Below are 19880 nucleotides of genomic sequence, written 5' to 3' on the forward strand. Positions count from 1 at the left end.
GCGGGTCCGGGCCGGGGAAGTCAAGATTTGGAACCGTTCTAAATTTCACCCGCCAGTTGCATGGCTTCATCCAGTCGGTCATCGCCCCAGAACAGTTCATCCCCCACCAGAAAGCTGGGAGCTCCGAATATGCCCTTAGCCTGGGCCGTTTTCGTCTGTTCGATCAGGGCGGCCTTGATATCCGGGTCCTGACAGCGGGCCAGCGTTTCGGCAGGCAGGCTGGCCTGCGAAAGGCAATCAACCAGCACATCATCGTCCGAGATATTCAGCCCATCGACAAACTCCGCAGCATAAACGGCGCGGACAAACGCGGCCCTTTGCGGTTGGGCGTCAATCGACAACACAAGCCGCGCAGCCTTCAAGCCATTCTGTGGAAACGGATCTGGCCGGGCGAATGGCAGTCCGCGCCGGGCCGACAGCCGCTCCATATCGCGCCACATATAGCGCCCCTTGGCGGGGTAGATGTTGAACGGCGAATTGTCCCATCCCTGCGCGGCGAAAATCGGACCCAGCAGAAAGGGGTGCCATTCAACGGCGACGCCGTGCTGGGCTGCCAAATCCTCGATCCGCACCGCGCTGAGATAAGAATAGGTCGAGGCGAATTCGAACCAGAACTGGATGCTGCGCGACATGGGTGGGCCTCAGGTGATCTCTTCCAGCTTTTCTTTGCTCAGGTCGCCGGGAACGATGGTGATCGGGATCGGCAGGCTGCCCGAATTCTTGGTCAACTGCGTCACCAGCGGGCCGGGGCCTTTCTTTTCGACACCCGCACCGAGTACCAGCACCCCGATTTCAGGATCGGACTGAACGTGTTCGATGATTTGAGGAACCGGGTCTCCTTCGCGGATCGCCAGTTCCGGGTCAACGCCTTGCTTGTCCCGCATCCATTTTGCGAACACTTCATAGTGAGCGTGGATACGTTCGCGCGACTCTTCGCGCATCGTTTCGGCCACCCCGATCCAGTGATTAAACTCATCCGGGGGGATAACCGACAGGATGGTCACGCCGCCGCCCGTATGGGCTGCACGCATGGCGGCAAAGCGCATCGCGTTCAGGCATTCGCGGCTGTCATCCAGAACGACCAGAAATTTGCGCATAAAGTGTCCTCAGTTGTTTCAGGCGATCATGCCCGACCTATTGCGTGCTGGCAACCAGAGCCTAGCGCGTGCTTGCCGCCCAGTCCCAATACATCTCGCGCGCCCGGCGGACGATGGGGCCGACTTGATATTGGGTGTCTTGGATCGCGGTGACCGGGGTGATCTTGCTCATGTTGCCGGTCATGAAGACCTCATCCGCCTTGTGGAAATCCTCAAAGCTGAGGATGGCTTCGTGAACGGTCACGCCGTCCGCGCGCAGGTTCTTGATATGGCGGGCGCGGGTGATTCCGGCCAGAAAAGTGCCGTTGGGAGTGGGGGTGAAGACCTCGCCATCCCGGACCATGAAGATATTGGCGGTTGCGGTCTCGGCTACATGGCCCAGAGCGTCGGCAACCAGCGCATTGGAAAAACCGTTGGAGCGCGCCTCTTGCAGCATCCGCGCGTTATTGGGGTAAAGGCACCCGGCCTTGGCGTTCACGACCGAGGATTCCAGAACTGGGCGGCGGAACCGCGTATATCCCAGCGTGGCCGAGGCGGTTTCGGGGGCCATCGGAATCTCTTCCAGACAGATCGCAAAGCCGGTGCTGTTTTCCTGCGGGATGATGGCGGTCGCGTCGCCATCGATGCCCCAATACATTGGGCGGATGTAAACGGCAGATTCCGGGCCGAAGGCTTCCAGCCCTTCGCGGACGATCTCGACCATCTGTTCGGTCGTCACCGAGGGCGTCAACATCAGCGCCTCGGCGGATCGGTTCACGCGGGCGCAGTGCGCCTCAAGATCCGGGGCAACGCCGTCAAAGTAACGCGCGCCGTCAAAAACCGACGATCCCAGCCAAGCGCCGTGGTCAGCCGCCCGCATGATCGGGGCATTCCCGTCATGCCACTGACCTTCGAAATAGGTGCGGATATTCTTGCCGACTGCCATGACGCCCTCCCAAGCTTTTGCGCAAACCTAGGAAGACGTTAAGGCAAGGTCCAGAGCAATCAGCCCTGTTTTGCCCCTACCATACCCACGATTTCGTAGGTGTGCTGCAGGATCGGGGCAGCAATTGCCCGTGCCTTTTCCGCACCTTTGGCCAGAATCTGGTCGATTTCAGCCTCTTCACCCATCAAGCGGGCCATTTCAGACGAGATCGGCGCCAGTTTCGCAACCGCAAGTTCCGCCAGCATCGGTTTGAATTCACCGAACTGCTTGCCACCCATTTCTGCCAGAACCTGCTCGGGCGTCAGCTCGCTGAGCGCGGCATAGATGTTCACCAGGTTGCGCGCCTCGGGGCGCTCTGACAGGCCATCGATTTCCGAAGGCAGGGCATCCGGGTCTGTTTTGGCCTTGCGGATTTTCTTGGCGATCGTATCGGCGTCGTCGGTCATGTTAATGCGGCTCATATCTGACGGGTCGGATTTGGACATCTTTTTAGACCCGTCCCGCAGGCTCATGACGCGGGTCGCGGCCCCTTCGATCACCGGTTCGGTGATTGGGAAGAAATCGACGCCATAGTCATGGTTGAACTTGATCGCGATGTCGCGGGTCAGTTCCAGATGCTGTTTCTGATCTTCACCCACGGGAACATGTGTTGCGTGATAAGTCAGAATGTCCGCCGCCATCAGTGAGGGGTAGGCAAACAGACCCAGCGATGCGTTCTGCTGGTTTTTTCCCGCCTTGTCCTTCCACTGGGTCATCCGCTGCATCCAGCCCATACGGGCGACGCAGTTGAAGATCCACGCCAGTTGCGAATGCTCAGGCACCTGGCTTTGGTTGAACAGGATCGACATTTCCGGATCGAGCCCGGCAGCGATGAAGCCCGCGCAGAGTTCACGGGTCGAGTGCGCCAATTCCTTGGGGTCCTGCCAGACGGTGATCGCGTGCAGATCAACCATGCAATAGATGGTCTCCATCTCGGGCTGCTGCATATCCACAAACCGCTTGAGCGCACCCAGATAGTTGCCAAGGTGCAGGTTTCCCGAAGGCTGGATGCCGGAAAACACGCGCGGCGTGAACTTGGTTTCGGTCATCGAAGGGAACTCCCGTCTGGAAAAATAAGCCCCCGTCGCTTACCCATGAGGCCAAGGGACGTCAACAGCCGCGAAAGGCCAGCCCAATGAGCAGTGAGAATTATACACCCGCAGTGAACCCCCTGCCGCCGGTTGTGGTGGCTTTGGTGCTGTTCATCATGGGGGTCGAACTGGCCTTCACGCTTGGCGCACGCGGTCTGGTTGGCGGGCCGTCGGCGGTGGGTTGGCGGTTGGATGCGCTGCAAAGCTATTCTTTCTCGCCCGACATCTTCGACTGGATTATCGAGAACGGGCGCTGGCCGTTTGAACATGTGATCCGGTTCGTGACCTACCCGTTCGTATCGGGCAGCTTCACACAAGCCGTTTTTGTCTGCGTTTTCCTGCTGGCCATGGGTAAGATGGTGGCCGAGGTCTTTGGCGGGTTCCAGATGCTGATGGTCTTTGTGCTGTCCGGTGTGGGTGGCGCGCTGGCCTATGCCCTGCTGTTGGATCCCAGCTATCCGCTGGTCGGAGGGTTTCCCCCGGTCTATGGCCTGATCGGCGCCTTTACATGGCTGCTGTGGCGCAAACTGTCTTTGGTTGGCGAAAACCAGCACCGCGCCTTTGGCCTGATCGCAGCCCTGATGGGGATCCAACTGGTCTTTGGTCTGCTGTTCGGTGGCACCTCGGATTGGGTGGCCGATCTGGGTGGGTTTGCCACCGGATTTGGCCTGTCCTTCTTTCTGGCGCCGGGTGGCTGGGCGCGGATCGTGCGTCGCATTCGCCGCGATTGATCACGATCGGCGCAGGGCCTTTTTGAACTCGGATACTTCAAAAGCACCGAACAGATGGCCGAGGAAGAAATAGGAAGCGGCGGCAACTTTGATCAGAATGATCAGCGCCAAGTATCGCCAGCCGGGTAGGTCGAAGGTCCAGCCAAACAGGTGAATGGCGGCAAACAGCACAGCGCCCATCCCCAACGAGGCCGCAACGACGCGCCACGCCCGCCGCTTGAAGCGGGCGTCGAACCGGGCCTCTTCGCCCATGCGGCGTGCACCTAGGGTCAACAACCCAACCATCGCCCAACCGGCGGCCGAGGCCGCTATGGCCGGGGCAATCCAGCCCACCAGCGGATAAAGGCCAAAGGCAAGCACGGCATTCACGATCATGGCGACAATTGCATAGTGGAACGGGGATCGCGTATCCTCGCGCGCAAAATAGAGCGGTTGCAACAGTTTTTGCAGCATAAAGGCGGGCAGGCCGATACCATAGATGGCCACTGCCAGCGCCGTGGCCGCAGTGTCTTCGGCGCTGAACTGGCCACGCTCGAACAGGACCGAGACAATCGGGTTGGGCAAAACCACAAAGGCTACGGTCGAGGGGATGGTCAGCAGCAGGGTGAATTCACCGGCCCGGGAAAAGGCGTTGCGGGCACCGTCTTTGTCTCCGGCCCGCAGCCGCCGCGACAGGTCGGGCAGCAACACGATACCGACGGCTATTCCTACGACGCCCAGAGGAAGTTGATACAGTCGATCCGCCGCAAACAGCCAGCTGACCGCCTTTTCGGTTTTCGAAGCCACAAGCTGCCCCACCACCAGATTGACTTGCGTGACACCCATGGCCAAAGCCGCCGGAACGGCGATGCGCACCATATGGCGCATCTCGGGGCTGAGTTTCGGCAGGCCGGGGCGGATGCGAATACCGGCGCGTTCGGTCGCGACCCAAACCAATGTCAGTTGAGCAACCCCGGCCAGCGGAATGACGGTAATCAGCCAACGGATCACCTCACCGCCCATGGCTGCTGCGGCAATCAGGGCCGTGCAGGCAAAGATGTTCAGCAAAACAGGGGCAGCAGCGGCCGCGGCAAAGCGGCCGGTGGCGTTCAGTACGCCAGAAAACAGCGCCGCCAATGACATGAACAGGATGTAGGGGAAAACCACGTAACCGTAATCAACGGCCAGATCGAATCGTTCGTCGCCATGGAACCCCTCGGCTGTGATCCAGACCAAAGCGGGCATGAATACCATCGCCAGCCCGACCAGCGCCAAAACCGCCACGGCCAGCAGGTTGAACGCATCCTGCGCAAAGCCTTCGGCGTTTTCTCCGCCTTCTAAGCGCTTGGAAAACATCGGCACAAAGGCCGCGTTGAACGCGCCTTCGGCAAAGAAGCGGCGGAACATGTTAGGCAAGCGGAAGGCGGCGACAAAGGCGTCCATCACTGGCCCCGGCCCGATATAGGCGGTTAGCAGGATTTCCCGCAGGAAACCCAGGATACGGCTGGCCAGAGTCCAGAAGCCTACCGTGAACAGGCCCGAAAACAGCCGGATCTGCTTCATGAGGCCGCGCGCTCGGCGCCTTCGGTGATGGCTTTGCGCAGCTTGCCTTCAAGCGTGCGTTGCTTGCTGTCCGAATGGTATTTCAGCCCGAACATGTCCTTGACGTAGAACGTGTCCACCACCTGCTCGCCATATGTCGCGATCACCGCGTTAGCGATATAGACATTGGCGGCGGCCAGTGTGCGCGTCAGGTCATACAGCAGGCCGGGGCGGTCGCGGGTATCGACCTCGATGATCGTGTAAATCTCGGACCCGTCATTGTCGAAGGTGATGTGGGTCGGCACGTTGAACGCGCGTTCGCGTTTTTTGATCTTGTCGCGCGATTTCAGAGCCTCGCGGGCGACAACCTCGCCCTTCAGCGTCTTGTGGATCATTTGCGTCAGGCGCGGCAGGCGGCTGGCCTCGAACGGGTGGCCCTCGGCATCCTGAATCCAGAACGCATCGGTTACGTACCCGTCCTTGGTGGTGTAACTGCGCGCATCCACCACGTTGGCCCCGACCAGCGCCAGAGCCCCTGCGATCCGCGCAAAAATCCCTGGATGGTCGCCCATCGCAAAACAGGCGCGGGTGGCGTCGCGGTCCTCGTCGGGATGCAGGCGGATTTCCATCTCACCAGGGTCGCCGCTGTGTTCCAGTGCGCGCAGCATCTCAGCAAATTCCACATGGGTCGACAGGTTCAAACCCTGCCAATAGGGCGGGTAATGACGTCCGGTCTCGGCCTTGAGGTCCGCCTTGGACCAATCCGCCAGTTCGGCCCGCAGGACCTTTTTGGCCTCGGTGCCGCGGTTGGCGCGATTGAGGTCCTCCATCCCGGTTTCCAGCGCGCGCTTGGTTTCGGCGTGCAGGGCCCGCAGCAGAGTGGCCTTCCAGTTATTCCACGTGTCCGGCCCAACACCACGAATGTCGCAGACCGTCAGCACCGTCAGCAGGTCCAACCGTTTGACCGTTTTCACCGCCTTGGCGAAATCGCGCACGGTGCGCGGGTCCGAGATGTCTCGTTTCTGCGCCATATCCGACATCAGCAAGTGATACCGTACCAGCCATTCCACAGTTTCCGAATCCGCCTTATTCAAACCCAAACGCGGAGCAACCTTACGTGCAATTTGCGCACCGAGTATCGAGTGATCCTCAGGTCGTCCTTTAGCGATGTCATGCAGCAGCAACGCGACATAGAGAACTTTGCGGTTAACCCCGCCCTCGAGAATCGACGAGGCCAGCGGCAGTGATTCCACCAACTCTCCGCGTTCGATCTGGGCAAGGTTGGCGATACACTGGATGGTGTGCTCATCGACCGTATAGCTGTGATACATGTTGAACTGCATCATCGCCACGATGTGTTCGAACTCAGGCAGAAAGGCAGACAGAACACCCAGTTCATTCATTCGGCGCAGGGCACGCTCGGGGTTGCCGTGCTTCAGCATCAGATCAAGGAAGATGCGCTGCGCTTCTTTGTCTTCGCGCATCTCTTCGTCGATCAGATGAAGGTTAGCGCTGACCAATCGCATCGCATCCGGGTGGATCAACATACCCGTCCGCAGGCCCTCTTCAAACAGGCGCAGCATGTTCAGCTTGTCAGTCAGAAATGTATCGGCGTTGGCGATGTCCAGACGACCATGCACGACGGCATAGCCTGCTTTGACACGCGGGCGGCGACGAAAGATGCGCTCCAGTAGGGGGGCGCTCTTGATATGAGTCGCTTCCAGCTTTGTCAGGAAGATGCGTGTAAGTTCACCCACCCGCGTGGCTTCGCGGAAATAGCGCTGCATGAACACTTCGACGGCACGACGCCCAGCTCGGTCTTCATACCCCATGCGAGAGGCGACCTCGACCTGCATATCAAAGGTCAGTTGTTCGGTCGCGCGGCCGGTGACCAGATGTAGATGAGAGCGGACGGCCCAAATGAAATCTTCGGCCTTTACGAAGGTTTCGAATTCCTCAGGTGTGAAGAGTCCCAAAGGAACCAGTTCGGCCACATCCTGAACACCATAGGTATATTTTGCGATCCAGTAGAGTGATTGCAGATCGCGCAGCCCGCCCTTGCCCTCTTTGACGTTGGGCTCGACCATATAGCGCTGGCCTTGCTTTTTGTGGCGCTCGTCCCGTTCCTGCAGCTTGGCTTCGATGAATTGCCGCTCGCTGCCCTTGAACAGGTCGGCTTTCAGACGGGTTTCCAGTTCAGCCCCTAGGTCCTTGTCCCCCGCCAGATAACGCTGTTCCAGCATGGCGGTGCGGATGGTGAAATCCTCGGCCCCGAGACGCAGGCAGTCTTTGATGGTGCGCGACGAATGCCCGACCTTCAGCCGCAGATCCCACAGGATGTAGAGCATGGATTCGATGACGCTCTCGGCCCAGGCGGTGATCTTGTACGGTGTCAGGAACAGCAGATCGACATCCGATGACGGGGCCATCTCTCCCCGCCCGTAGCCTCCAACTGCCATTACCGCCATTTTCTCACCCTGCGTCGGCGTCGCCAACGGGTGCAGATACACGCTCGAGACTTTCATGGCAGCACAGACCAACCCGTCGGTAAGATAAGTATAAGAATGGGTCAGTGGCCGCGCATCAAAGGGGCGTTTGGAAAAAGCATCGGCAATGGCCTGACGCCCGGCTTTCTGAGCATCACGCAGAACCCGCACAGTTTCATTGCGTCGCGCGGCATTGTCCGAGGTATTGTCGAAGGCTTCCGACAGCTGTGCCATGACGGCGGCGCTGTCGAATATTTCATCGGCCGGGCAAATCAGCTCACCCTTTGGGGTGAGCGTCAGCACCGTTTGATCAGAAACCGGCGCCTGAGAAGCTTTGTGGGGCAGGGTCAATCACTACTACCTGTTTATTCTGGATCGTGGCCACAGCCAGACCACGTTCATTCGTACCGTTCGGACGCAGGCGGAAGATGCCACCGACGCCCTGGAAACCGGCGTTCTGTGTCAGCGCCGAGGCGGTCAGCGCGTTGGATTTTCCCTGACCAACCAGCGCAGCGATAGCTGCTATACCGTCATAAGCCAAGCCGCTGATTGGGTGTGGAGCCTCGCCATAGGTGTTGTTGTACCGCTGGCGGTAGGCCTGCGCCTTGGAAGGATCAGGCAACGCGAACCAGCCACCCTGTACACCCGGCAGGTCCAGTGTTTGTGGCGGGATGTCCCAGCGCGTCAGGCCAATATACTGGGTGTTTGTAGGGGAAACGCCCGCTTCGGGCAGCAATTGAGTGAAAAGCGGTAGCGCTCCTGCCGTGGTCGCTGTCAGGAACAGAGAATCAGCGCCTGAGGCGTCTACGGTCGCTTTGACATTTGGTACAGAGTTAATGACGCCTTGTTGCGACCGATCGTAGCCGATCGAACCAGCGTTGTTCACCCGGCTGCTGCTCAGCGCATTTGCAATGGCGGTCTGACCCAATTGCCCCGCACTATCGTTGCTGTGGACTATGACCATATTGCTCTTGCCCTGCGACCCGGCAAAGCTGACCAGTCGATTGGCCGTGTTGTCAAAGGTCGGGCCAAGCACGAATACATTGCCGCCTGCAATGCTTGTGTTGTTTGAAAAGGACAGCACGTTGACGTTGTTGTTCAACACTGCAAGGCCAGCTGAATTCGCCGCTTGCGCATAGACCGGTCCCAGAATGATTTTTGCCCCATCGGCAACCGCGCGTTGCGCAACTTCGGCCGCTGTATTCGAGCTGCCGCGCGTATCATAGACACGCAGATCGATTTTGACATTCTGCAGATCGGCCATCGCCAGACGAGCCGCGTTTTCAAGGCTGCGCGCCAGTGCTGCGTCGCCAGCCTGTCCCGATCCTGCGGGTACCAGAAGGGCAACAGGGACGGGTTCGGATGTGTCAATCGACGGTCCTCCGCCGATACCTGTGGTTTCACACGCGGTCAGAAAGGCGGCGGTTGCCAGCACGGCGGCGGTACGCGCCAGCTTGCGAACGGGCTTGCAAACGGTAAACATCTGAATGAAAACTCCCTGTCCCGGCGGCTTGGGGTGCCACCTATCTATTGCGCCGCGATAATAAACGTCACGCTGTGAGGGTCCAGCTTTGAATTTCCAAAAAGTCAGATTGGGCGCCGGCCTGTATTTTGTTGCCACTCCGATTGGAACGGCCCGCGATATTACGCTCAGGGCGCTGGACGTGCTGGCATCGGCGGACGTGATCGCCGCCGAGGATACTCGAAGCCTGCGCCGGTTGATGGAGATTCACGGCGTTCCGCTCGAGGGGCGGCGCATTCTGGCCTATCACGATCACAGTGGCGCGGGTGCACGCGGAAAGATTCTGGATGCTTTGGCTGAGGGAAAATCGGTTGCCTACGCGTCCGAAGCGGGAATGCCTCTGATCGCTGACCCTGGATACGATTTGGGGCGGCAGGCCGCCGAGGCCGGGCATGTGGTGACCTGCGCGCCGGGGCCGTCGGCGGCTTTGATGGCTCTGACTTTGGCGGGTCTGCCGACGGATGCGTTCTTTTTCGCGGGCTTTCTGCCCAATGCGTCCGGTGCGCGTCGGTCGCGAATTGAGGCATTGCGGGATGTGCCCGGCACGCTGGTATTCTACGAATCGCCGAAACGTGTGGCCGCCTGCCTGTCGGATCTGGCCGAGGTGTTGGGGGAAAACCGCCCTGCCGCGATGTGTCGCGAGTTGACCAAAAAGTTCGAAGAGGTCCGGCGTGGGTCTCTGGGCGACCTCGCGGCAGAATTGCAAGGGCAGACGGTCAAAGGTGAAATCGTCTTGCTTGTGGATCGTGGTCATTCGGAAACTGTTAACGAGTCCGATGTAGAAGAGGCTCTGAAACGGGCTTTGGAAACGCATTCGGTGCGGGATGCGGCGGATTTAGTGTCAGAAATGTATAAAATGCCGCGTCGTCCGATCTATCAGAAGGCCCTGAAAATGGGAAAGGGATGACATGACCGCGCGATCTGTCCGAAGTTCGGTTTCTTATCACGCCGGACAGGCGGCGGAGCAGCAGGTGGCATCCGACTACGAGCGGCGCGGGTTCTCAATCGCGCATCGTCGCTGGCGCGGGGCCGGGGGAGAGATCGACCTGATCGCCCGCAACGCGGATGGCGTCGTTTTCATCGAGGTCAAGAAAAGCACCAGTTTTGAGATGGCCGCGGCCCGGATCAGCCGCCGCCAGATGGATCGAATTTATGCCTCTGCCGCTCAGTTTCTGGAAACCGAACCCGGCGGACAACTGACCAACGCCCGGTTTGATGCCGCCTTGGTGGATGCCTCGGGGGCTGTTCAAATCATCGAAAACGCCTTTGGCCAGGCCTGACCCCCATTGAACCCATGGCCCTGCTGGGCCATGTATCTGGCGTGAAACTGAGGGACACGCCATGAAAATCGCCTTTCAGATGGACCCGATCGGGGCCGTGGATATCAATGCAGACAGCTCATTCCGCTTGGCCGAAGAGGCGCAAGCGCGCGGGCACACGCTGTTTTTCTACGGGCCAGATCAACTGGCCTATCAGGAAGGGCGCATCACCGCGCGCGGTCATGACATGAAGGTGCAGCGCGTAGCAGGTAACCCGGCAGAGCTGAGGCCAGAGCGCGAGGTTGATCTGGCCGAGTTCGACGTGATCTGGCTGCGTCAGGATCCTCCGTTCGACATGCATTACATCACATCGACCCACCTGCTGGACCGTCTGAAAGGGCAGGCGCTGGTGGTCAACGATCCGTTTTGGGTGCGCAACTACCCCGAAAAACTGCTGGTTCTGGACTTCCCTGACCTGACGCCTCCGACAACGATTGCGCGCGACCTTCAGACGATCAAGGCGTTCAAGGAAAAGCATGGCGATGTCATCCTGAAACCGCTCTATGGTAATGGTGGTGCGGGGGTGTTCCGGCTGGACGCAAATGACCGCAACCTGACCTCACTGCATGAGCTGTTCACTGGTTTCTCACGCGAGCCGCTGATCGTTCAGAAATTCCTGCCCGATGTCAGCAATGGCGACAAAAGGGTGATTCTGGTGGATGGCGAACCGGTCGGCGCGATCAACCGCGTTCCGGCAAAAGGTGAAACCCGATCGAACATGCATGTGGGTGGCCGCCCCGAAAAGATCGGCCTGTCCGAGCGTGATCTTGAGATTTGTGCCGCGATTGGCCCCCTGCTGAAAGAAAAGGGTCAGGTCTTCGTCGGAATCGACGTGATCGGGGACTATCTGACCGAGATCAACGTGACTTCACCCACCGGCATTCAGGAGCTGGAGCGGTTTGACGGCAAAAATATCGCCGAAAAGATTTGGCAGGCGATTGAGGCCAAGCTCTAAGCCGCGACCTTAGCGCTGATGCGAAAGCTCAGCGCCTCGGCCACGTGGGGGCGTCTGACATCCGCTGTGCCCTCCAGATCGGCAATTGTGCGCGCCACCCGCAGAATGCGGTGAAAGGCGCGGGCCGACAGGCCGAAACGCTCGGCGGCCTTCAACAGCAACTCCTTGCCCTCGGGGTCCGGGGCTGCGATCTCTTCCAGAATCGTACCTTCGACATCGGCGTTTTGCCGGGTCGACGTACCCGCAAAACGGTCTGCCTGAATTTCACGAGCTGCCTCAACGCGCGCCGCAACCGTGGCCGAGCTGTCGCCTGAGGGTGGCAGATCAAGGTCCGTAAAGCCCACCGGCGGGACCTCAATCCGCAGATCGAAACGATCCATCAACGGGCCGGAAATCCGCCCCAGATAATCCTCACCGCACACAGGTGCGCGCGAGCAGGCGCGGGCCGGATCGGTCAGGTAACCGCATTTGCAGGGATTGGCGGCGGCCACCAGCATGAAGCGACAGGGATATTTCACATGTGCATTGGCGCGGGCGACCATGACCTCTCCGGTCTCAATCGGTTGGCGCAGGGTTTCCAGTACGGTGCGCGGGAATTCGGGGAACTCGTCCATGAACAGAACGCCATTGTGAGCGAGCGAGATTTCCCCCGGTTTCGCTCCCTTGCCGCCACCGACGATAGCCGCCATCGAAGCCGTATGGTGTGGTTCGCGAAATGGGCGGGTTCGGCTGATGCCACCTTCGTCCAGCAATCCACACAGCGATTGGACCATCGAGGTTTCCAAAGCCTCGATCGGGGTCAGCGGTGGTAGAATACCGGGCAGGCGCGCGGCTAGCATGGATTTGCCTGAGCCGGGCGTGCCAATCATGATCAGATGGTGACGCCCTGCGGCAGCGATTTCCAAAGCACGTTTAGCCCGTTCCTGTCCCTTCACATCGCGCAGATCGCGGGCGCTAGGCGCAAGACTCACCTCGCCCGGTTTGGCGACGGGTAGCGGGGCTTGGCCCGAGAAATGCCGTACCACATCGCCCAGTGACCCGGCCCCGATCACCTGAGTGGCATCGACCCATGCGGCCTCGGCACTGGAGGCGCGGGGGCACAGCAGAGTGCGATCCTCGGCGGCTGCGGTCATGGCGGCGGGTAGGGCACCGACAACCGGCACCAAAGAGCCGTCCAGTGACAGTTCACCCAGCGAAACAGCGCCTTCGGCGGCGTCGGGCGGGATAATTTCCAACGCTGACAGTAAAGCCACTGCGATGGGCAGGTCGAAATGGCTGCCCTCTTTTGGCAGGTCGGCAGGGGACAGGTTGATGGTGATCCGTTTCGATGGCAGGGCGATGGCCATCGAACTCAGTGCGCTACGAACGCGATCGCGGGCCTCGGACACCGCCTTGTCGGGCAGGCCGACGATGGAAAAGGCGGGCAGACCCGGCGAGACGGCACATTGCACCTCGACCGGGCGGGCATCGACCCCTTGGAAAGCAACGGTATGAGAACGGGCGACCATGAACGACCTTTTTGGTTAACAGGTCGTTGCTGCCATGATCGCGGTTTAAGAATCGTTAACGGCGCTCACCATTGCGGTGAATTTCGGCCATGCCCCCGGGTCTGCGACGGTTTTGTCGCGGCAGAACGCGTTGCAGAAGCCCCAACGCTGCCCATCAAGTTCCAGAAAATGAGTGACCGGTTTACCGGAATAGGGGCATTTGGCATTGACCGAGGGGCCGTCTTCGACAGGGCGTGCGTCCGAAGGCTCGCCGATTGGCCATGGCAGTGATGGCAGGTCCAGCGCATAGGGAAAGGGATCATAGGTCAGGGTCAGCCCCATCGCGCGCCATTGCCGAACCGGCGTGTCCGCGAGCAACTCAACACAGTAGGCGCGGTTGGCATCGGAAACCGGCAGGCCATACCCGATGATCCGCGCGGCCACAGGCGTATAGAACACATCCGCCAAGGAATAATAACCGAAGAGCGGGCCACTTTCTGCACCGGATACCGCGCGGGCATGTGCCCAGAGCGTTTCGATACGGTTCAGATCAGCCAGCGTCTCGGGCGACGGGTCAAACCCCTGCCAGCAATGTTTCAACTGCATCGGGCATTCCCCGCGCAAGGCGGTGAACCCGGCGACCATCTCGGCACAGAGCCACCGGGCGGTGGCGCGTGCAGCGGGATCAGTGGGCCACAACCCAGTCTCGGGGTGACGCTCGGCAAGGGTCTCGGCCATGGCGAGGCTTTCGCCAACGACCATGCCGTCCGGCAGGCGCAGGGCGGGCACGAGGCGCGCGGGGGCAAGGGCGCTCATATCCTCGGCCATGGTGCCGGAATAGAGGCCGATCATATGGCTTCGATAAGGCAGGTCGAACTTTTCCAGCATCAGCCAGCCACGCATGGACCAGCTGGAAAACAGGCGGTCTCCGATAAACAAATCATAGGTCATGGTGTAACGATGGCGCGGCAGAACCGATCCGTAAATCAGTGATTTGTGCGGGGTATGATCACGGGAGGTGATTGATCCGCCCTACCGACCAGCGGTCGCCGTGATGGGTAATGTCGGTGACCGAGAGGTTGTCGATCCGGTGGCTGAACGCCTCTTGTGCGTCGATGTCGAGGGCGCGCTGAACCTGCGTCAGGATCACGCCGAAATGGGCGACGATAACCAGATCGCGCGCGGTGTGGTCCGTGATGAGGCGGTCGATCGCGGCATCGACACGGGCGCGCACCTCGTTCCAGCTTTCGCCCTCGGGCGGGCGCACGTCGCCGGGGTTGTCCCAATAGGCAAAGGCCAGTTCGGGGTCTTCGGCCTCAATGTCTTTGAAGCCGCGCAGTTCCCATGTGCCGAAATGAATCTCGCGCAGGTCGCGGTGATGCGGCAGGCGCTGACGCGTCCCCTGAATGGCCGAGGCGGTGTCGGCGGCACGGGAAAGGTCGGAGGAAACAATCAGAGCACCGTCTGGCAGGTGATCATGCAACCGCGCAATGGCCGCCTGATCGCTGAGGTCAGCGGGGATGTCGGACCAGCCGACCATGGTTTTCGCATGGGTTGGGCCGTGACGGACAAGATGCAGGCGGGTCATGGCAATTGACCCTTTAGAACCAGCGGAAGTCCGGCGGTGACCTGCACGGCCAGATCGGCCTGCGCTGCCAGGCCGATATTCAGTCGCCCCTGCGCCTCGCGGAACCGGCGGGACAGGGCATTGTCGGGCACGATGCCGTGGCCGACCTCGTTCGAGACAATGACAATCGGGGCACGGCAGGATTTAAGCGCCTGCAACAGTGCGGACTGCGCCTGTTCCAGATCGTTTTCGGCCAGCAGATGGTTGGTCAGCCACATGGTTGCGCAGTCGATCAGACAGATATGGTCTGGCGTCAAGTCAGCCAGCGCAGGCCCCAGATCAAAGGGGGCCTCAACAGTTTCCCAACCTTCGCCTCGCTGGACAATGTGGCGTTGGACCTTGTCGCGCATCTCGTCATCAAACACTTGTGATGTGGCGATGTAGATACGATTTTTATTAGATAAAACAACAAGTTGCTCGGCAAAAGCCGACTTGCCAGAGGCTGCGCCGCCCAACACAAAGGTTAAATCAGGATACACTGTGATTACCTTTCATGTGATCCACCCGGCTTTGTTCTGCGTATCGACCTTAGGTCGGCAAGGCAAGTCCGGCCCGCGCCTGTGAAAAGGGGAGATTTCTATGGCACTGGACAATGCGAACGATTTTTCGATGTCCCGGCAAGCGATGAAGGCCGAACTGCTGGACGCGGAGACCGAACTGAAACTGGCTTACGCGTGGCGCGATGAGCGTGACGAACAGGCGCTGCACCGGTTGATCACAGCCTATATGCGGCTGGCGATTTCGATGGCGGCCAAATTCAAACGCTATGGCGCGCCAATGAACGATCTGATTCAGGAGGCCGGTCTGGGCCTAATGAAGGCTGCTGACAAGTTCGACCCCGACCGAGGCGTGCGATTTTCGACCTATGCGGTTTGGTGGATTAAGGCGAGCATTCAGGACTATGTGATGCGCAATTGGTCAATGGTGCGAACCGGGTCGACCTCCTCGCAGAAATCCCTGTTTTTCAACATGCGCCGAGTTCAGGCGCGCCTTGAACGCGAAGCTGCGACCGAGGGCATGGATCTGGATCGCCATCAACTGCACCAGATGATTGCTGCCGAGATTGGTGTGCCCCTGCGTGATGTAGAGATGATGGAAGGGCGGCTGTCCGGCTCTGATTTCTCATTGAACGCGGTGCAGTCGGCCGATGAGGACGGGCGCGAGTGGATTGACGCGTTGGAAGATGAACGCGCGCAGGCCGCTGAGACGGTCGAAAACAGCCATGACACCGAACAATTGCGCGAATGGCTGGTGACGGCCATGCAGGCTTTGAACGACCGCGAAAGGTTCATCGTGCGTGAACGTAAACTGCGTGAACCGTCACGCACGCTGGAAAGCCTTGGGCAGGAACTTGGGTTGTCCAAAGAGCGTGTGCGGCAGCTTGAGGCGGCGGCGTTCGTTAAAATGCGCAAGAACCTTGAAGCTCAATCGCGCGAGGTGCAACACTTCATCGCATGAGACAGCTTGCGATTCTGCTTTGTGCACTAGTGGTTATGGCCCAGCCCGGCCATGCCGAAGACCTTATCCCCGATGACGTCCTTGCTGCGATGACCTCGGCAGACGTGGTCATTCTGGGTGAGATCCATGACAACCCGCAGCACCACGTCATTCAGGCCGAGGCATTGAAGGCCATAAAACCATCAGCCGTTGTCTGGGAGATGGTGACCGAAGAAAGTGCGCAGCGTCTTGCGGACAAGGCTGTATCCGATCCCGAAGAGCTGGCGCGCATACTGGATTGGATTGAATCCGGCTGGCCGCCGCTCAGCATGTATTATCCGGTGTTTCAGGCCTCGGACGCGCCGGTTTATGGTGCCATGGTGCCGCGTACCGCAGCCCGTGCCGCAATGGAGCGGGGCGCAGCGACTGCCTTGGGCGCCGATGCGGCACGCTATGGTCTGACCGTTCCTTTACCGGCTGACGAACAAGCCGCGCGTGAGGCTGATCAACTGGCCGCCCATTGCGATGCGATCCCTGAAAGTTCGTTGCCGCAGCTGGTGGCGATTCAACGGCTGCGCGATGCGGTTTTGACCCGTGCCATTCTGCGGGCCACCGATGAAACCGGCGGACCGGTTGCGGTTATTACGGGCAATGGCCACGCGCGAAAGGATCGGGGCATTCCAACATTTCTGTCTCGGATGCGTCCGGGCTTGAAAGTGTTTGTACTGGGGCAATCCGAGGATGGCTTGGTGAACGGAGAGTTTGACGCTGTCATCGACAGTCCGAGTATCGAACGCGAAGATCCCTGCTTGGCGTTTAAGACATCTAATTAACCGCTGGAACTGTCCGGTCTGCTTGCCTAATGTCGGGGCCGACCGGGACGGGAAGGGCTCAACATGCTGGCATCGAAACGCATTCTGCTGATCATCGGCGGTGGGATCGCGGCGTATAAATCGCTGGACCTGATCCGGCGTTTACGGGAACGCGGCGCGACGGTGACACCGGTGCTAACCCGCGCAGCTGAGGAATTCGTGACACCCCTGTCGGTGTCTGCTTTGGCCGGAGAAAAGGTGTACCGCGATCTGTTTGACCTGACGGATGAGGCAGAGATGGGGCATATTCAATTGTCGCGCTCGGCCGATCTGATCGTTGTGGCCCCGGCGACAGCTGACTTGATGGGCAAGATGGCAGGGGGTCTGGCCAATGATCTGGCCTCGACCCTGCTGATGGCGACCGATACGCCTGTCCTGTGTGCCCCTGCGATGAACGTACGGATGTGGGATCACCCCGCCACGCAGCGCAACCTGACACAGTTGCAGGCGGATGGCGTCCGTTTTGTTGGCCCGAACGAGGGCGATATGGCCTGCGGTGAATACGGTCCCGGACGCATGTCGGAACCGCTTGAGATCGTCGCCGCGATTGAGGCGGAGTTGGGTGGCGGTCCGCTGAACGGCAAACGAGTGCTTGTGACCTCGGGGCCGACGCATGAACCCATAGACCCGGTACGCTATATCGCTAATCGGTCCTCGGGGGCGCAGGGCGCCGCAGTGGCGCGGGCGCTTACCGCGTTGGGCGCCGAGGTGGTGTTTGTAACCGGCCCTGCAGATGTGCCGCCGCCCGACGGGGTGCAGGTTGTGACGGTTGAAACTGCCCAACAGATGTCCGACGCGGTGGACGCCGCGCTGCCCGTTGATGCAGGTGTGTTTGCGGCAGCGGTTGCAGATTGGCGCGTTTCCAGCGCCTCGGACAAGAAACTGAAGAAAAGCCGCGATGGTTTGCCGGTGCTTGAGTTCGCCGAAAACCCCGACATTCTGAAACGTGTCTCACATATGGAAAAAGGTCGCCCTGCGTTGGTCGTCGGATTCGCGGCCGAGACGGATAATGTGATCGAACACGCCACTGCCAAACGAGGGCGCAAGGGCTGTGACTGGATCGTGGCGAATGATGTCAGCCCGGCAACGGGGATCATGGGTGGGTCCGAGAATGCGGTGATCCTGATTTCGGACGCCGGTGCCGAGGAATGGCCGCGCATGGGCAAGGACGAAGTGGCCAAGCGGCTGGCGACCAGAATCGCCGACGCGCTGAGCAGCTAAACCAAAGGAGCAGTGATGGTTGCTATTCGTGTGATCCGAGAGGAGGGGTTCGATCCGTCGGTTCCTCTGCCATCCTATGAAACCTCCGGGGCGGCCGGAGCGGATGTGCGGGCGAACCTACCGAAGGGGGCCTCGATCACGCTGGAACCGGGACAACGCGCTTTGGTGCCAACGGGCCTGCGTATCGAAATCCCGCAGGGGTTCGAGGTTCAGGTGCGTCCCCGCTCGGGTCTGGCGTTGAAACACGGCATCACCCTGCCCAATACCCCCGGCACGATCGACAGTGATTATCGCGGCCCGTTAGGCGTGATCGTCCTGAACGCCGGGCAAGAGGCGTTCGAAGTCACCCATGGCGAGCGCATCGCCCAACTGGTTGTTGCCCCCGTGGTGCAGGCCGCGTTCGAGCCGGCGGAGGCGCTCAGCGACACCGCACGCGGCGCGGGTGGTTTCGGCTCAACCGGGCGCGGCTGATGCTGCTGGTCCTGCTCCTGGCTGCGGGTCTGTGGGGGATCGGCTATCTCGCCGGGGTTTCCCGGGCTGCGCGCATGACCTCGGTCGGGGTTCTGCTGCTGGGCGTGATTACGGCCCAACTGGTCCTGCCTGACGGGCATCCGTTGCGCGAGGCGACTGGCGGCTCTGCAGCGCTGTGGCTGATCTTGGGTGGCGTGGCCATTCTGGTTCTGGTTTACGGAAAGGCGTTGAAAGCGCTGCGAAACCGCGCAGCCCCTGCCGCCGCCAAGGAGCCCGCCATGCCATCCGACCAATTCTCTGAGACCGAACTGGAGCGCTATGCCCGGCACATCGTTTTGCGTGAGTTGGGCGGGCCGGGTCAGAAGAAAATGAAAAAGGCCCGCGTGCTGGTCATCGGCGCAGGCGGGCTGGGTGCGCCTGTCCTGCAATTTCTGGCGGCGGCTGGCGTGGGCACAATCGGTGTAATCGACGATGATGAGGTTGAAAACGCGAACCTGCAACGGCAGGTGATCCACCGCGATGCCGATATCGGGGTGCCCAAGGTGTTCTCGGCGCAGCGGGCGATGGAGGCGCAGAACCCCAACGTCACTGTTCTGCCCTATCACCGTCGCCTTACCGACGAGATTGCCCAAGACCTTTTTGGCGACTTCGATCTGATCCTCGACGGCACTGATAATTTCGACACCCGCTATCTGGCCAACCGAACAGCGGCGGCGCTGGGCAAGCCCCTGATCTCGGGTGCCCTGTCGCAGTGGGAAGGGCAACTCAGCGTCTTTGATCCTGCCAATGACGCGCCTTGCTATCAGTGCATCTTCCCCGAGGCTCCGGCCCCCGGTCTGGCCCCCTCTTGCTCTGAGGCGGGTGTGATTGGTCCGCTGCCCGGTGTGGTGGGGTCAATGATGGCGGTTGAGGCGATCAAGGTGATCACCGGGGCCGGGCAGGCTCTGCGTGGCGAGATGCTGATTTATGACGCGCTTTACGGCGAAAGCCGCAAGATCACCCTGTCGCGCCGTGCCGATTGTCCGATTTGTGGGGCCGGGGCGTAACCCTGCTCTGGATCATCCGGCCTGCCGTTCCTA

20 protein-coding genes are annotated in these 19880 nt (G+C 60.2%); 9 read left to right on the forward strand and 11 right to left on the reverse strand.

What is annotated here, in order from left to right:
* Window positions 1–38: 38 nt before the first annotated feature.
* The 4 genes from GOW98_RS14875 to trpS all read right to left on the reverse strand — a co-directional run bounded on the left by GOW98_RS14875 (window position 39) and on the right by trpS (window position 3110).
* Entirely contained in the window at window positions 39–632 is a 594-nt protein-coding gene (locus GOW98_RS14875) for a 2-hydroxychromene-2-carboxylate isomerase (protein WP_170333415.1), read from the reverse strand.
* 9 nt (window positions 633–641) lie between these two features.
* The gene (locus tag GOW98_RS14880) at window positions 642–1097 is read right to left on the reverse strand and encodes a universal stress protein (RefSeq protein ID WP_170333417.1); all 456 of its coding nucleotides are present in this window, start codon (window positions 1095–1097) and stop codon (window positions 642–644) included.
* A gap of 61 nt (window positions 1098–1158) precedes the next feature.
* Entirely contained in the window at window positions 1159–2022 is an 864-nt protein-coding gene (locus tag GOW98_RS14885) for a branched-chain amino acid aminotransferase (protein ID WP_170333419.1), read from the reverse strand.
* Window positions 2023–2081: 59 nt separating this feature from the next.
* Window positions 2082–3110, reverse strand: coding sequence for a tryptophan--tRNA ligase (gene trpS / locus GOW98_RS14890; RefSeq protein WP_170333421.1), 1029 nt, complete (start codon window positions 3108–3110; stop codon window positions 2082–2084).
* An 86-nt stretch (window positions 3111–3196) separates the two neighbouring features.
* On the opposite strand from trpS, the gene GOW98_RS14895 reads away from it, so the two are divergent.
* Complete coding sequence (locus tag GOW98_RS14895; RefSeq protein WP_170333422.1) at window positions 3197–3883, forward strand: rhomboid family intramembrane serine protease; 687 nt, start codon at window positions 3197–3199, stop codon at window positions 3881–3883.
* Here GOW98_RS14895 and murJ read toward each other — a convergent pair whose 3' ends face one another.
* Genes murJ through GOW98_RS14910 form a run of 3 tightly spaced genes read right to left on the reverse strand, consistent with a single transcriptional unit; the run spans window position 3884 to window position 9373 of the window.
* The gene (gene murJ, locus GOW98_RS14900; protein WP_170333424.1) at window positions 3884–5425 is read right to left on the reverse strand and encodes a murein biosynthesis integral membrane protein MurJ; all 1542 of its coding nucleotides are present in this window, start codon (window positions 5423–5425) and stop codon (window positions 3884–3886) included.
* Window positions 5422–8241 (reverse strand): [protein-PII] uridylyltransferase, encoded by a 2820-nt coding sequence (locus GOW98_RS14905; protein WP_170333426.1) that lies wholly within the window; start codon window positions 8239–8241, stop codon window positions 5422–5424. The genes murJ and GOW98_RS14905 overlap by 4 nt, the downstream gene beginning before the upstream one ends.
* Window positions 8201–9373 carry a penicillin-binding protein activator gene (locus tag GOW98_RS14910; RefSeq protein ID WP_170333428.1) on the reverse strand — a complete coding sequence of 391 codons (1173 nt, stop codon included), beginning with the start codon at window positions 9371–9373 and terminating at the stop codon, window positions 8201–8203. The genes GOW98_RS14905 and GOW98_RS14910 overlap by 41 nt, the downstream gene beginning before the upstream one ends.
* A gap of 88 nt (window positions 9374–9461) precedes the next feature.
* Here GOW98_RS14910 and rsmI point away from each other — a divergent pair, with 88 nt between their 5' ends.
* The 3 genes from rsmI to gshB all read left to right on the forward strand — a co-directional run bounded on the left by rsmI (window position 9462) and on the right by gshB (window position 11686).
* Window positions 9462–10319 (forward strand): 16S rRNA (cytidine(1402)-2'-O)-methyltransferase, encoded by an 858-nt coding sequence (rsmI, locus tag GOW98_RS14915; protein WP_170333430.1) that lies wholly within the window; start codon window positions 9462–9464, stop codon window positions 10317–10319.
* 1 nt (window position 10320) lies between these two features.
* Window positions 10321–10692: a YraN family protein gene (locus GOW98_RS14920; RefSeq protein WP_170333432.1), complete on the forward strand. Its 372-nt coding sequence runs from the start codon at window positions 10321–10323 to the stop codon at window positions 10690–10692.
* Window positions 10693–10753: 61 nt separating this feature from the next.
* Window positions 10754–11686: a glutathione synthase gene (gene gshB / locus GOW98_RS14925; RefSeq protein ID WP_170333434.1), complete on the forward strand. Its 933-nt coding sequence runs from the start codon at window positions 10754–10756 to the stop codon at window positions 11684–11686.
* Here gshB and GOW98_RS14930 read toward each other — a convergent pair.
* The 4 genes from GOW98_RS14930 to cobU are packed head-to-tail and all read right to left on the reverse strand — an operon-like array spanning window position 11683 to window position 15279.
* Window positions 11683–13194, reverse strand: a complete 1512-nt coding sequence (locus GOW98_RS14930) for a YifB family Mg chelatase-like AAA ATPase (RefSeq protein WP_170333436.1) — start codon at window positions 13192–13194, stop codon at window positions 11683–11685. The genes gshB and GOW98_RS14930 overlap by 4 nt on opposite strands.
* A gap of 45 nt (window positions 13195–13239) precedes the next feature.
* Window positions 13240–14124, reverse strand: coding sequence for a glutathione S-transferase (locus GOW98_RS14935; RefSeq protein ID WP_170333438.1), 885 nt, complete (start codon window positions 14122–14124; stop codon window positions 13240–13242).
* Window positions 14125–14182: 58 nt separating this feature from the next.
* Window positions 14183–14761 (reverse strand): histidine phosphatase family protein, encoded by a 579-nt coding sequence (locus GOW98_RS14940; protein WP_170333440.1) that lies wholly within the window; start codon window positions 14759–14761, stop codon window positions 14183–14185.
* Window positions 14758–15279, reverse strand: coding sequence for a bifunctional adenosylcobinamide kinase/adenosylcobinamide-phosphate guanylyltransferase (gene cobU, locus GOW98_RS14945; protein ID WP_170333442.1), 522 nt, complete (start codon window positions 15277–15279; stop codon window positions 14758–14760). The genes GOW98_RS14940 and cobU overlap by 4 nt, the downstream gene beginning before the upstream one ends.
* Window positions 15280–15379: 100 nt before the next feature.
* Here cobU and GOW98_RS14950 point away from each other — a divergent pair, with 100 nt between their 5' ends.
* From GOW98_RS14950 to GOW98_RS14970, 5 genes are all read left to right on the forward strand, one after another.
* Window positions 15380–16258, forward strand: coding sequence for an RNA polymerase factor sigma-32 (locus GOW98_RS14950; RefSeq protein ID WP_170333444.1), 879 nt, complete (start codon window positions 15380–15382; stop codon window positions 16256–16258).
* Window positions 16255–17070, forward strand: a complete 816-nt coding sequence (locus GOW98_RS14955) for a ChaN family lipoprotein (RefSeq protein WP_170333446.1) — start codon at window positions 16255–16257, stop codon at window positions 17068–17070. The genes GOW98_RS14950 and GOW98_RS14955 overlap by 4 nt, the downstream gene beginning before the upstream one ends.
* A 63-nt stretch (window positions 17071–17133) precedes the next feature.
* Window positions 17134–18330, forward strand: coding sequence for a bifunctional phosphopantothenoylcysteine decarboxylase/phosphopantothenate--cysteine ligase CoaBC (gene coaBC / locus GOW98_RS14960; RefSeq protein ID WP_170333448.1), 1197 nt, complete (start codon window positions 17134–17136; stop codon window positions 18328–18330).
* Between the two features lie 12 nt (window positions 18331–18342).
* Window positions 18343–18801 carry a dUTP diphosphatase gene (gene dut / locus GOW98_RS14965; RefSeq protein ID WP_170333450.1) on the forward strand — a complete coding sequence of 153 codons (459 nt, stop codon included), beginning with the start codon at window positions 18343–18345 and terminating at the stop codon, window positions 18799–18801.
* A complete protein-coding gene (locus GOW98_RS14970; protein WP_170333452.1) occupies window positions 18801–19847 on the forward strand; it encodes a HesA/MoeB/ThiF family protein in 1047 nt (348 codons plus the stop codon). Before dut ends, GOW98_RS14970 begins: the two co-directional genes overlap by 1 nt.
* Window positions 19848–19880: the final 33 nt, after the last annotated feature.

The organism is Ruegeria arenilitoris (assembly GCF_013032445.1).
Classification (GTDB): Bacteria; Pseudomonadota; Alphaproteobacteria; order Rhodobacterales; family Rhodobacteraceae; genus Ruegeria; species Ruegeria arenilitoris_F.

Bases quoted from the DNA above. Each gene is read 5' to 3' on its own strand.
- coaBC (WP_170333448.1), top strand. From the start codon at position 17,134: ATGCTGGCATCGAAACGCATTCTGCTGATCATCGGCGGTGGGATCGCG.
- GOW98_RS14885 (WP_170333419.1), bottom strand. From the start codon at position 2,022: ATGGCAGTCGGCAAGAATATCCGCACCTATTTCGAAGGTCAGTGGCAT.
- GOW98_RS14940 (WP_170333440.1), bottom strand. From the start codon at position 14,761: ATGACCCGCCTGCATCTTGTCCGTCACGGCCCAACCCATGCGAAAACC.
- GOW98_RS14895 (WP_170333422.1), top strand. From the start codon at position 3,197: ATGAGCAGTGAGAATTATACACCCGCAGTGAACCCCCTGCCGCCGGTT.
- GOW98_RS14970 (WP_170333452.1), top strand. From the start codon at position 18,801: ATGCTGCTGGTCCTGCTCCTGGCTGCGGGTCTGTGGGGGATCGGCTAT.
- gshB (WP_170333434.1), top strand. From the start codon at position 10,754: ATGAAAATCGCCTTTCAGATGGACCCGATCGGGGCCGTGGATATCAAT.
- GOW98_RS14955 (WP_170333446.1), top strand. From the start codon at position 16,255: ATGAGACAGCTTGCGATTCTGCTTTGTGCACTAGTGGTTATGGCCCAG.
- GOW98_RS14930 (WP_170333436.1), bottom strand. From the start codon at position 13,194: ATGGTCGCCCGTTCTCATACCGTTGCTTTCCAAGGGGTCGATGCCCGC.
- GOW98_RS14910 (WP_170333428.1), bottom strand. From the start codon at position 9,373: ATGTTTACCGTTTGCAAGCCCGTTCGCAAGCTGGCGCGTACCGCCGCC.
- GOW98_RS14920 (WP_170333432.1), top strand. From the start codon at position 10,321: ATGACCGCGCGATCTGTCCGAAGTTCGGTTTCTTATCACGCCGGACAG.
- GOW98_RS14880 (WP_170333417.1), bottom strand. From the start codon at position 1,097: ATGCGCAAATTTCTGGTCGTTCTGGATGACAGCCGCGAATGCCTGAAC.
- GOW98_RS14950 (WP_170333444.1), top strand. From the start codon at position 15,380: ATGGCACTGGACAATGCGAACGATTTTTCGATGTCCCGGCAAGCGATG.
- murJ (WP_170333424.1), bottom strand. From the start codon at position 5,425: ATGAAGCAGATCCGGCTGTTTTCGGGCCTGTTCACGGTAGGCTTCTGG.
- trpS (WP_170333421.1), bottom strand. From the start codon at position 3,110: ATGACCGAAACCAAGTTCACGCCGCGCGTGTTTTCCGGCATCCAGCCT.
- GOW98_RS14935 (WP_170333438.1), bottom strand. From the start codon at position 14,124: ATGACCTATGATTTGTTTATCGGAGACCGCCTGTTTTCCAGCTGGTCC.
- GOW98_RS14875 (WP_170333415.1), bottom strand. From the start codon at position 632: ATGTCGCGCAGCATCCAGTTCTGGTTCGAATTCGCCTCGACCTATTCT.